This is a genomic window from Rothia sp. P6271 (assembly GCF_048512995.1).
GTDB lineage: Bacteria > Actinomycetota > Actinomycetes > Actinomycetales > Micrococcaceae > Rothia.
Window position 1 is genome coordinate 501,278 of sequence record NZ_JBLXXV010000001.1, and the last position, 11,096, is coordinate 512,373.

The window sequence follows — 11,096 nt, forward strand, 5'->3', positions numbered from 1 at the left end:
TCGGCAGTATGGGGTATTACCGTCTCCTATTATCCACTGTTCCTGAGCATGCTTAGTGTTGTTTGTCGCCACATTGAATACCATCAATATTTCAACGAAGACCCTCTTCCGCACCATTGCAAGGTTTTAGAGTTAAAAACCGAACTAAATGCGCTTGGAATAGAGGTTAAGCTCACACATGTTTTTAGGTCAAAAACACCTCATGTCGCTTCATCAATAGAAAAACATCACATTTCCGAAGAATAAGCTCTCACTTGTTGAACAACCGCAAGAGCGTCGGCGCTAGAGCGAACATCATGAACCCGCACACCCCACGCACCATTTAACGCCGCAATAACACTCAGCGCTGCCGTCGCCGCATCACGCTCATCAACAGTACGACCCCGAGGCTCAACACCCAGGCATTCAGCACGTTGACGATCTTCAGCCTCCAATAAACGCCCTAAAAAGCGCTTACGAGATCCAGCAATCAATAGCGGGTGCCCCAGCTCTTGAAACCGTGTCATCGACGCACATAACTGCCAATCTTGCATACCAACTTTTGCGAAACCTAAACCAGGATCAAGAATGATATTCTTCGACGCCACTCCCCCAGAAAGAAGACGATCAAGCAAAGAACGAAGCTCAAAAAACACTTCATCAACAACATCCTCATAGCTGGCGCAATCATTCATCGTCTCAGAAGTACCACGAGCATGAGTCAAAATATAAGGAACATCCAGTGACGCAACCGTATCAATCATCTGCTCCGAAAGATTCATTCCCGAAACATCATTAATAATGTCTGCACCAGCTTCAACCGCAACACGAGCCGTATCGGGGTTAAGCGTATCGACACTCAAAAAAGCAGGAATATCACGTAATTTCTCAAGAACAGGCAAAATACGGCGCTGTTCCTCAACACTTGAAATACGGGTAGAACCAGGTCGAGTTGATTCACCACCAATATCAATAATCGTGGCACCATCTTCAACCATACGGTATGCATGGTCTACTGCTTCTTGCAACGTATAGTGTTCACCACCATCCGAAAAAGAATCAGGAGTGACATTCAGAATACCCATCACATGAGTACCAGAAGAAGAAAACACAGAAGACACCACAACGCCCACTTTCTAAAAATTTATCGATAGCAACTAAAACATACAGACACCACAAGAATACGCACAAGTACACACCGCATAAGGGTGAGGGCACCTACGATATTTTCGTAGGTGCCCTCACCCTTGCATCGGCAGAAGATTCTTCACAGACTTCCGGAACTACGAGCAAGAACTATTAATCAAGCTCATCGCCTCAGCACGAGTTGCCTCAGCACGTAATTGACCGCGCACAGCACTCGTTACGGTCTTAGCGCCCGGCTTACGAACCCCGCGCATTGCCATACACATATGCTCAGCTTCTACAACAACAATTGCACCAGCTGGACGAAGATACCGCTCAATAGCATCCACAATCTCCGTCGTCATACGCTCTTGCACCTGCGGACGTTTAGCGAATAAGTCCACCGTACGAGCCAACTTTGAAAGACCCGTCACTTGCCCAGAATCTCCCGGAATATACCCCACATGCGCATGACCAAAAAACGGTACAAGATGATGCTCACACGTAGAGTAAAACGGGATATCCTTCACAAGCACTAGTTCTTTATGATCAATATCAAAAGTCGTCCCCAGAATATGGCCGGGTTCATCATGCAAACCAGAGAACATCTCTGCATAAGCGCGCCCCACTCGAGCAGGGGTATCGACAAGACCCTCACGATCAGGGTCTTCCCCAATCGCTAATAGAATCTCGCGAACAGCTGCTTCAATACGAGGCTGATCCACGGCCATTAGCGTGCACCACCCCAAGGACTCCCATCTGAACCGCGCGCATCACTATCATTTCCGCCCAGTCCAGGAGAAGGATGAACATCTGTCGCTGGTTTCTCAACCGGAGAAGAATCCGTATCAATCACAGGCTGTTGAACAATAGGCTCATTCTCTTGCGAATCTTCTGAAGAACCATCCACCTCACTAGGAGCCTTTACTGGGGGTAAAGAAGAAGGTTCACGAGTTGTTTTAGAGTACCAATGTGAACGCTCAGGACGTTTACGAACATCCTTGAAAATCTCTGCAATCTCTTTCTCAAGAAGAGTTTCTTTCTCAAGAAGAGCATAGGCAAGACGATCCAAAACATCACGGTTCTCAGTCAGAATCTCAAAGGCCTCATCATGGGCGTTCTCAAGCAAAGCAGCAACTTCTTGGTCTACCACATAAGCAAGTTCATCCGAGAAATTATTGCCTCCACCAGCGCCACCGCCAAGGAACGGATCAGACTCACGAGAAGCAAGACGAACAGAGCCGATACGTGAGCTCATGCCGTACTCAGTAACCATCTTACGAGCTGTTTCAGTAGCTTTTTGAATATCATTCGAAGCACCGGTAGAAGGATCATGGAAGACCACTTCTTCTGCTGCACGTCCGCCCATGGCGTAAGCCATCTGATCAAGTAGCTCATGACGAGTTGTCGAATATTTATCGTCCTCAGGCATCACCATGGTGTAGCCCAACGCACGCCCACGAGGAAGAATCGTAATCTTTGTTACCGGAGAAGAATTACGCAAAGCAGCCGCAACCAAGGCGTGTCCGCCTTCATGATAAGCGGTAACTTTTCGTTCATGTTCTTTCATAATGCGAGAAGAACGCTGAGGCCCAGCCATCACACGATCAATAGCCTCATCGATAGCACGCTCATCAATCACGTTTCCACCATCACGAGCTGTCAATAGCGCAGCCTCATTCATGACATTTGCGAGGTCGGCGCCGGTAAACCCAGGAGTTCGTTTCGCCACAGAAGACAGTTCCACGCGACGATCAATAGGTTTACCTGTAGCATGCACTTCAAGAATGCGTTGACGCCCCTTCAAATCAGGAGCATCCACTCCAACTTGACGGTCAAAACGACCCGGACGCAACAAAGCAGGGTCTAACACATCAGGTCGGTTCGTTGCAGCAATCACAATGATATTTGAGGTTCCGTCAAAACCATCCATCTCAACAAGAAGCTGGTTTAGAGTCTGCTCACGCTCATCGTTACCGCCACCCATGCCGACACCGCGTTGGCGGCCTACAGCGTCAATTTCGTCAACGAAAATGATGGCAGATTTATGGTTCTTAGCCTCTTTGAAGAGGTCTCGCACACGAGAAGCACCCACGCCCACGAACATCTCCACAAAGTCAGAACCAGAAATAGAGTAGAACGGGACTCCAGCTTCTCCAGCAACAGCTTTCGCAAGAAGAGTCTTACCGGTACCGGGAGGGCCATACAAGAGAACGCCCTTAGGAATTTTTGCGCCAAGACGAGTAAATTTCTCTGGTTCAGCAAGGAACTCACGCACTTCTTCAAGCTCCGCAAGAGCTTCATCAACACCGGCAACATCAGAGAACCGTACGGTCGGGTTGTCTTTATTGAATTTCTTTGCACGAGACTTCGAGAAGTTCATAATCTGAGAGCCGCCAGAACTGACTCGAGACATCAAGAACCAGAACAATAAAGCAATCAGAACAAAAGGTGCAAAGAACGTCAGTAACGAAGTAAACCAGTTACTCTGCACAGGCTGATCGGTGTAACTCTTCAGTTTTCCATTATCCACAGCCTGAACCACATCACCAGCGCGAGCATTTACGAAATAGAATGTGACATTCTTTCCGAGATTCTGCCCCTTAGGAGTGGAATAGTCGTCTTTAAGCTCTAAATCTACGCGCTGATCGCCATCATAGATTTTCGCGCTCACAGCTTTATCGTTCTTCAATAACTCTAAGCCGACATTCGTATCGACACGGTTTGAACCGTTAAACATCGAGGTAATCGAAAAAGTCGCGAAGATGGCTAAAGCGAGCACCACCCAGAACCATGGTCCTGAGATGAACTTGCTGAAGAACCCTTTATCTTCTTCTGGGTTCTTATTGGTTTTTTGCGCCAATGCGGTAATCCTCCAAATATGGGTGACTACCCGTCTAGTAGAAGCACGAGGCAACCACTATAGGGGCAGAGGTTATTCTGCACATTAATGTACAGGTGAAACCTGTTAAGTTCCCGTTCAGTCAGGTGCGTTCCCCTCAAGGCTAAAATTTTACGGTGCGAGCGAGCGTACTATTTTTACCTCGTTCGCACCGTATAAGAGGAGAATCTTAGGTGTATTTAGGAATAGACGTGCGGAGCTAAAGTCGCAATGCAGTCCAAGTTACGGTAGCGTTCTGCAAAGTCTAAACCGTAACCAATCACAAATTCAGGGTCGATATCCCAACCAACATATTTGCACTGAACATCAGTTTTAACGCATGTTGGTTTACGCAGAAGAGCACAGATTTCAACAGAGTTTGCACCACGAGAAATGAGGTTCTGTTGAAGCCACGCAAGAGTAAGCCCAGAATCAATAATGTCTTCGACAATCAGAACATCACGTCCAGTCAAGTCGGTGTCAAGGTCTTTGAGAATACGAACAACACCAGAAGACTTTGTTCCAGAACCATAAGAAGAAACAGCCATCCAGTCCATGGTGTAATGGGTACTCAATGCTCGTGAGAGGTCTGCAACCACCATAATTGCACCCTTGAGAACACCTACCAGCAGAACTTCTTTACCTGCGTAATCTTTATCAATCTGTGCAGCGAGTTCTTTAATCTTTGCGTCAATATCTTCTTTGGTGAAAAGAACGTGTTTGATATCGTCCTGTACGTCTTCTGCCTTCACGATTCCTCTAATCCTTTGTGATTAATATGGGGGCTGTAGAAAATTAGTGTACCGTCTAGCAGATAGCTGCGCTAAAGCAAACCGGCACCTAAACATGTTTTTCTCGGTATTCGTTCTTTAAGTATGGAGCTTACACGGTGGTGAGTAAAACAATAACCCCAGTTTCTTTCAAAAGAATCTCTTTTTTCTCTGCAGATGAACGAAGTTCCACTGTAACTTTCGCAGGTGGACGGCGACGGTAAGCACTCACCTTACCCGCCAACTGTATAGGGCCAGCAATAGTGTGACCGCACAAGAGTTCTCCTAATGCTTGTAAACGTTCAAAACTTGGATTTTCTCCGCCCAAAGAACGAACCGCCAAAGATAATACTCGATGCTGTAAAGCTGGATGTTCTTGACTCAACGCATAACGGTTAATCACTACGACACCCTGCATATTAGTCTCAGTAGGAAGGTTTAAAGATTCAACTCCACCTACCGCCGAGAGTTCAAGTTGTACCCTCGTAAACGCTCTTTCGGCTTCTTCTTCAAGATACTGTGCGTCAGGTCCGCTAATAGCAGCAGTACGAGCCAATGAGAGCGCAACAGAACCGCCTAGATGTTCTTCCAAAAAAGGAAGAATGCTATGACGGACCTTCGCTCTCATAAGTTTCTGGTCGAGGTTCGTAGGGTCATGCCACGGGTCTAAACCCTCAGCAACACAAATTTGTTCGACTTCATACCGACGTAAATTCAGCAGAGGACGGAGATAATTCACACCATGGTGAACACGCACCGGACTCATCCCGCCTAAAGATTTTGTGCCCGACCCTCGCGCTAAACCAAGAAGCACTGTCTCTGCCTGATCGTCTAACGTATGTGCGAGCATAATTCCTTGTGCACCAGTTTCTTTAACGGCATCTTCAAACGCCGCATATCGTGCAATACGTGCCGCCATTTCAGGTCCCTCATGGGCAGCGTCAACAGTAACAGAACGTACAAGCACCGGAGATAATCCCATATCACGGCATGTTTGTGCAGCCTGTACAGCGACTTCGTCAGAGCCTGCTTGAAGCTGATGATCAACAATTATTGCACCGATACGTATCTCACCACGACGCACGAAATGAGCGCTCAATGACGCTAACGCTAAAGAATCAGGGCCACCAGAACAACCCACCAAAAAAAGTGGAGGATTCTCTTGTGGACGCGCTTTACCTGAAGCGTGAATAAGTGTTTGTCCCAAAAAATGATTGATGTTTTGTTCAAGAAGGGTGCGAGCGCGTCCTACTGCCGGATGCAAACGTCCTCGTCGTCCGTTTTGCATCAGTTATTCTCCTACCCAAGGGATGACGTGCTCCGTTGACGCTAACACCCTATCAATCCACTCCTGAGGGTGATGTATTTCTTGCTCAGTAGGAAGATTCTCAGGGCGTTCCCAAATCATGTTGAAACGGTCCATGCCCTGAGCATCCACAATGTATTGAACGAATTTTTGTCCGTCTTTATATTGTTGAAGTTTTCGTTCCATGCCAAAGAGTTTTTGCACTACTTTGTGGAAGAAGGTGTGTGTTTGGCTGCGACGGTTAAACCGTTGGCGAATAGTTTTGATACTAGGAACTACTGATGCGTCAATAGAGTCCATGACAACGTTAGCGTGACCTTCAAGAAGACTCATGACGGCAGTAACTTTAGAAAGCGTCTTATGGGCAGAATCGTTCATCGTAAAAGAGGTCGGGTCTGAATCAGTAGAGCGAGAGTCTCCTAAAGAACTTTTGGCCGTATAGATTACGCGCCCAAAAAGTTCTTCAGTGTTCGACCCTAGATCTGAAGATAGGCGGTGTACTAGCTGAAGGATATACTCATCAAGCCATGGTGCAGCAGCAAACTGTACGCGGTGTGTTTGTTCGTGCAGGCATACCCACAGTCTAAAATCTTCGGGGTCAAGGTGAAGTTCTTCTTCTAAGGCAAGGATGTTAGGTGCTACGAGCATGAGCCGCCCACCGGAGGCCCCGTACCCGGCGCGGGCAGCATATGGTTCGTATTGTCCTAGTACTCGTGTAGAAAGATAAGCGAGCACGGCACCGACTTCAACTGCTGTTGCATAGTTGACTAAGGTTTTTTGGGTTTTTGTTAGTTTCTTCATCTTCTGCACAAGACGTGAAGAAGGTTCGGTGTTGAGCATTGTTGAGAATGCTTGCGTATTTGCTTGAGACCATGTGGGGCGGTCTATGACGAGAACCTGTGAATCTGTGAGTTGGTGGGCTACCTCAAGTTGAGTAATACGGTATACATGTTCAACGGACGCTAAAGCCGCATAACGGATACTTTCTACGGCACGAGTCATCTCTTGAACTGTTTTTTGAGGTCCAGCAGGTACGAGCTGAGCGGCAACCTGGGCTGCTGTATCCCAAGCTACGAGGTGAGAAAGAGTATTTTTTTGAGTCATTGTTCTTTACTCTATACCACAGTTTTCTCATCTTTCTTATCCTGCAGTTCTTCGCTGAGCACAAGTTTTGTGCTTCAAAAATGTTTATCATCGAGACATTTACTTGTGTTAGTTCTTTCTGCGGAAGGCGGTTGCGAGTCTGACAACATAGGCGTATTGGAAGGTTTTATGCGTCGTATATCCTCTATAAAAAAATAGACGTCATGGGCAAGAACATATATGTTCTTGCCCATGACGCCTCTAGGCTTTGATAAAGGTTGTTAAACCTTAAACCTGCGAATTATGCGTTGTGGCGGTCGATAGCTTCTTGAACCATTTTTTCTGCAGCTTCACGGCCTTCCCAGCCTTCGCCTTTAACCCATTTTCCGGATTCGAGGTCTTTATAACGTTCGAAGAAGTGCTGAATCTCTGCTTTGAGCTGTTCAGAGACATCTTCAAGTTCTTGGATGTGGTCATAGCGTTTATCGGCAGGGACACATAGTACTTTTGCGTCTCCGCCAGCTTCGTCAGTCATATTGAAAACTGCGATGGGACGAGCTTCAACCACTACGCCGGGGATAACGTCAACGTCGAGGATGACCATTGCGTCGAGAGGATCACCGTCTTCGCCAAGGGTGTTATCGAAGTATCCGTATGCGGTGGGGTACTGCATTGAGGTGAAAAGAACACGGTCAAGACGGAGACGTCCGGTTTCGTGATCGATTTCGTACTTTACGCGTGAACCGCGATTGATTTCGAGGGTGACGTCAAGTTCCATGATGTCTCCTTATATGTTGTGAGTTGGGGCGTACCTGTTGCAGGTACGTTTAGCATATCGGTGTACAGTCTAACCTAGACATGAGATATACCTGAGGTTTTACGGCTATTCTCTTATAGTCTAGCGTTCGTGACTTTTGCTGGTGAATAGTGTTGGGAGAATATATGAGTGGTGAGGAATCTATGTCTTCGTCAGAGACATCAAAGAAACGTCAATGGATATTACCTAGCGTTTTAGGTGTTGCAACGCTAAGTGTTGGGGCGTGGGCAATTCCTCACGTGCAGTCAGCCCATACTTTAGCTGATGGTGCAGCGTCTTCGTATGTTAGCCCTCAGCCTGTTCAGATTCCTTCTGCTGTTCATTCTTCAGTAGACTCTCAAACAGCGACTCTTACGCAAACTCTTGACCAGATTTTAGACTCTTTACCTGACGGTAATGTGACGGGACTGGTCGTGGATAAAGATTCTGGAGAGGTTCTTTATCAGCGTGGCTCTGAACAGCAGAGAGTTCCCGCATCTAACCTGAAGATTCTTGTTGATTATGCTCTTCTTGAACGAGTTGATCCAACAGAACGTTATGAAACAAGTGTTCGTCGTCAAAACGACGTTTTAACGCTCGTAGCAGGCGGGGACACACTTCTAGGAACTGGTTTATCGCGCCCTGATGATGTTGTAGGGCATGCTGGGCTACGAACACTTGCACAAGAGGTAGTTCAGGGCTTATCGCAGGGACCTTCACATTATCGTGTCAATCTTGATACGTCTATCTATCGTGGGCCTTCAGTTAATCCGGCGTGGGCGCAAGGAGATATTGATGCTGGCGAGGTCACTGCGGTGAGTCCTATAGCGTTTTATTCGCATTATTCTCCAGACGCTCAGGGGAATGCGTCTCATTCTCGACCGGCAGAAGCAGGGCAGGAAGTACACCGTTATTTTGTGTCTTTGCTGAACGAGTTAGGTGCGCAGAAGAACCTGAGCTTTTCTCTTGGGGAAGAGGAACCTGCCACCGAGAACTCAGAACGTATTGCGCAGGTTAGTTCTGCAACGGTTGCTGAACAGGCAGCGTATATGATGCAACATTCAGATAACATGTTGGCAGAGACTTTAGGGCGCAATCTTGCAGTTTCTTTAGGGCGTGAAGGGTCTTTTGAGCAGGCACGTGCTTCTATTCAAGAAACGTTAGAGCAGAACGGTATCGATACTGCAGGATTTCATCCGGTAGATATTTGTGGCCTTTCAGGTGAGAATAAGGTGACGAATAGAATGATTGTTCAGGTGCTTGAAGCCATTGCTGATTCGTCTGCCCACACGACATTGGCCTTGGACGGTTTTCCAGTTGCTGGTGGTTCAGGTACTTTAGCGTTACGTTTCAACTCTGCTGATACTCGACAAGCTCAGGGGTATGCGCGCGCAAAAACGGGGACGCTATATTCTGTTATTTCTCTATCGGGTTATGGGTATTCTGCCTCTGGTAAAACTTTGGTGTATTCGTTTATCACAAATGACATTACTCGTATTGACGGGGCTAAGGAAACGTTGGATCGTGCAGTTACTGCTCTGGTGCAACGCTAGGTGCGGTAAATATAAAGCTTTGGGTGTGAACCAATATTGGTTCACACCCAAAGCTTTATATGGATGAAGTTTTGTACTGTGTCTTAGCTTTTGAAGACGCGTACACGTCCTGTGCGTGAATGCCAGGCGATAGTGTAGCCTTTGCTGAAACGCTGGTGCACTTCAATACCGTGGCGATATTCGCCGGTGATGGGGTATCCGTATCCGCGTTCGTAGTCGTTGCGGCTCCATTCTGCGGAGATTGCACCGTATTCGAGGATGGGGTGCGCGCCGTAGCGTGGGTGCCACATAATTTTGGTGACGCGATTTCCTCGTTTGAATCGCTGGTATGCGCCGCCGCCGATGAGCCCGCCTGTTTCGTACATGAGGGGGTATCCTAGGACGTTTTCTTCACCGTGTCGTGCCCAGTACCGACCAATATCACCTTCAAAGTGCACTGGGTACGCGCCGGTGTCTGCGGTCCAAAGGAATTGGGAGATGTTGCCGTTTTTGCTGTAGTTCTGGTAGATACCGCCTTCGACGAGTCCACCTTTTTCGTTCATGATGGGGACGCCGAATCGAGCTTCGCCGCCGCCGTTACGGTAGCTTGCACCGATTCCGCCTTTGATGGCGTAGGTTGGCTGTGTGGATTGTGTTGCGACACGGCTTCCGCCAGCGATGGTGGGCTGGATGTCTGATGGTCCACGTCCACGTTCATAGCGGTAGATTCCGACGTTTCCGAGGACTCGCCAAGGGAGTCCTCGTCCGTTGCCGTAGCATAGTCCGATTCCGCAGGTGTTTGCTTGTGGAGCAAGAATTGCGGCGCGGTGCGGTGGTGAGCTCTTCCAGAATGCTAGAAGTTGGCTGATATCCCCATTGTAGGACAGTGCGATAACTTCGCGTACGAAATTGTATCCACGAACCTTAGGGTTGTACATAAATTGGGTGCCATGTGAGAAGTAGCCCTGAATGAATTGGCGACGAGCTTCTCCGTCCATTACGGTTGCAACGGTTGCTGAATGTTGCAGGGGTTGAAGACCGTATTGTGCGCGGTATTGGTTGATGAGGTTGAGTAGGCGCTGTGCATCTGCATTTCTGTATGCGGTGCTTACTCGTCGAATATCGCTATAGGCGGCTTGGGCAGCGGTGCTACCTAGCGCTGTTGCTCCGAGTCCCGCAAGAGCAATTTTTCCTACCTGGCGTCGGTTAGGAAGAAGACTCTTGAGTGAACTGAGTTCTGTATTTGACATGTCTTTCTCCGATGGCGATCTTTTGGAATGCTGTAATAACGGACAATGTGCGTACACAACTTTATAGAATCGTTATCAAATTCTATGGATATTTTATGGTTTTTTGTGATTTTTGTATCCATATCTTCGATAATTCACAGAATTCGAACACTGCTTAGTGTCTCTATATTTCAATTACAAATTGATGTTATCTGTGCGTTTTCTTGCACAAATACACAGATAGCTTAGTTTGCTGTTATGGCTAACGAAGGGCACATTTGAGATAAATTCACAGGTTTTGTTCGATAATTAGCTGAGTTTTCTTGGCGTTTCGTTCACCACTATTCACAGCTTTTCGAAAATCAATTCAGAATATGAGATATATTCGATTATTT

Annotated in this window: 9 protein-coding genes; 1 reads left to right on the forward strand and 8 read right to left on the reverse strand. The window is 47.3% G+C overall.

The window, feature by feature from the left end; genetic code table 11:
* Positions 1-227 precede the first annotated feature (227 nt).
* The 7 genes from folP to ACN08X_RS02340 all read right to left on the reverse strand — a co-directional run bounded on the left by folP (position 228) and on the right by ACN08X_RS02340 (position 7,922).
* Positions 228-1,100 (reverse strand): dihydropteroate synthase, encoded by an 873-nt coding sequence (folP, locus tag ACN08X_RS02310; RefSeq protein ID WP_419107768.1) that lies wholly within the window; start codon positions 1,098-1,100, stop codon positions 228-230.
* Between the two features lie 162 nt (positions 1,101-1,262).
* Positions 1,263-1,835, reverse strand: a complete 573-nt coding sequence (gene folE / locus ACN08X_RS02315; RefSeq protein ID WP_419101106.1) for a GTP cyclohydrolase I FolE — start codon at positions 1,833-1,835, stop codon at positions 1,263-1,265.
* Positions 1,835-3,967 (reverse strand): ATP-dependent zinc metalloprotease FtsH, encoded by a 2,133-nt coding sequence (ftsH, locus tag ACN08X_RS02320; protein WP_419101107.1) that lies wholly within the window; start codon positions 3,965-3,967, stop codon positions 1,835-1,837. Before ftsH ends, folE begins: the two co-directional genes overlap by 1 nt.
* A 218-nt stretch (positions 3,968-4,185) precedes the next feature.
* Positions 4,186-4,737, reverse strand: coding sequence for a hypoxanthine phosphoribosyltransferase (hpt, locus tag ACN08X_RS02325; protein ID WP_419103153.1), 552 nt, complete (start codon positions 4,735-4,737; stop codon positions 4,186-4,188).
* Between the two features lie 130 nt (positions 4,738-4,867).
* Positions 4,868-6,043 (reverse strand): tRNA lysidine(34) synthetase TilS, encoded by a 1,176-nt coding sequence (gene tilS, locus ACN08X_RS02330; RefSeq protein ID WP_419107769.1) that lies wholly within the window; start codon positions 6,041-6,043, stop codon positions 4,868-4,870.
* Between the two features lie 3 nt (positions 6,044-6,046).
* Entirely contained in the window at positions 6,047-7,165 is a 1,119-nt protein-coding gene (locus tag ACN08X_RS02335; RefSeq protein ID WP_419107770.1) for a zinc-dependent metalloprotease, read from the reverse strand.
* 280 nt (positions 7,166-7,445) lie between these two features.
* Entirely contained in the window at positions 7,446-7,922 is a 477-nt protein-coding gene (locus tag ACN08X_RS02340; protein WP_419101111.1) for an inorganic diphosphatase, read from the reverse strand.
* Between the two features lie 182 nt (positions 7,923-8,104).
* On the opposite strand from ACN08X_RS02340, the gene dacB reads away from it, so the two are divergent.
* Positions 8,105-9,493, forward strand: a complete 1,389-nt coding sequence (gene dacB, locus ACN08X_RS02345; RefSeq protein ID WP_419107771.1) for a D-alanyl-D-alanine carboxypeptidase/D-alanyl-D-alanine-endopeptidase — start codon at positions 8,105-8,107, stop codon at positions 9,491-9,493.
* An 83-nt stretch (positions 9,494-9,576) separates the two neighbouring features.
* On the opposite strand, the gene ACN08X_RS02350 is transcribed toward dacB, so the two are convergent.
* The gene (locus ACN08X_RS02350; protein WP_419105760.1) at positions 9,577-10,722 is read right to left on the reverse strand and encodes a CAP domain-containing protein; all 1,146 of its coding nucleotides are present in this window, start codon (positions 10,720-10,722) and stop codon (positions 9,577-9,579) included.
* Positions 10,723-11,096 lie beyond the last annotated feature (374 nt).

Bases quoted from the DNA above. Each gene is read 5' to 3' on its own strand.
- tilS (WP_419107769.1), bottom strand. From the start codon at position 6,043: ATGCAAAACGGACGACGAGGACGTTTGCATCCGGCAGTAGGACGCGCT.
- ACN08X_RS02350 (WP_419105760.1), bottom strand. From the start codon at position 10,722: ATGTCAAATACAGAACTCAGTTCACTCAAGAGTCTTCTTCCTAACCGA.
- dacB (WP_419107771.1), top strand. From the start codon at position 8,105: ATGTCTTCGTCAGAGACATCAAAGAAACGTCAATGGATATTACCTAGC.
- ACN08X_RS02335 (WP_419107770.1), bottom strand. From the start codon at position 7,165: ATGACTCAAAAAAATACTCTTTCTCACCTCGTAGCTTGGGATACAGCA.
- ACN08X_RS02340 (WP_419101111.1), bottom strand. From the start codon at position 7,922: ATGGAACTTGACGTCACCCTCGAAATCAATCGCGGTTCACGCGTAAAG.
- folE (WP_419101106.1), bottom strand. From the start codon at position 1,835: ATGGCCGTGGATCAGCCTCGTATTGAAGCAGCTGTTCGCGAGATTCTA.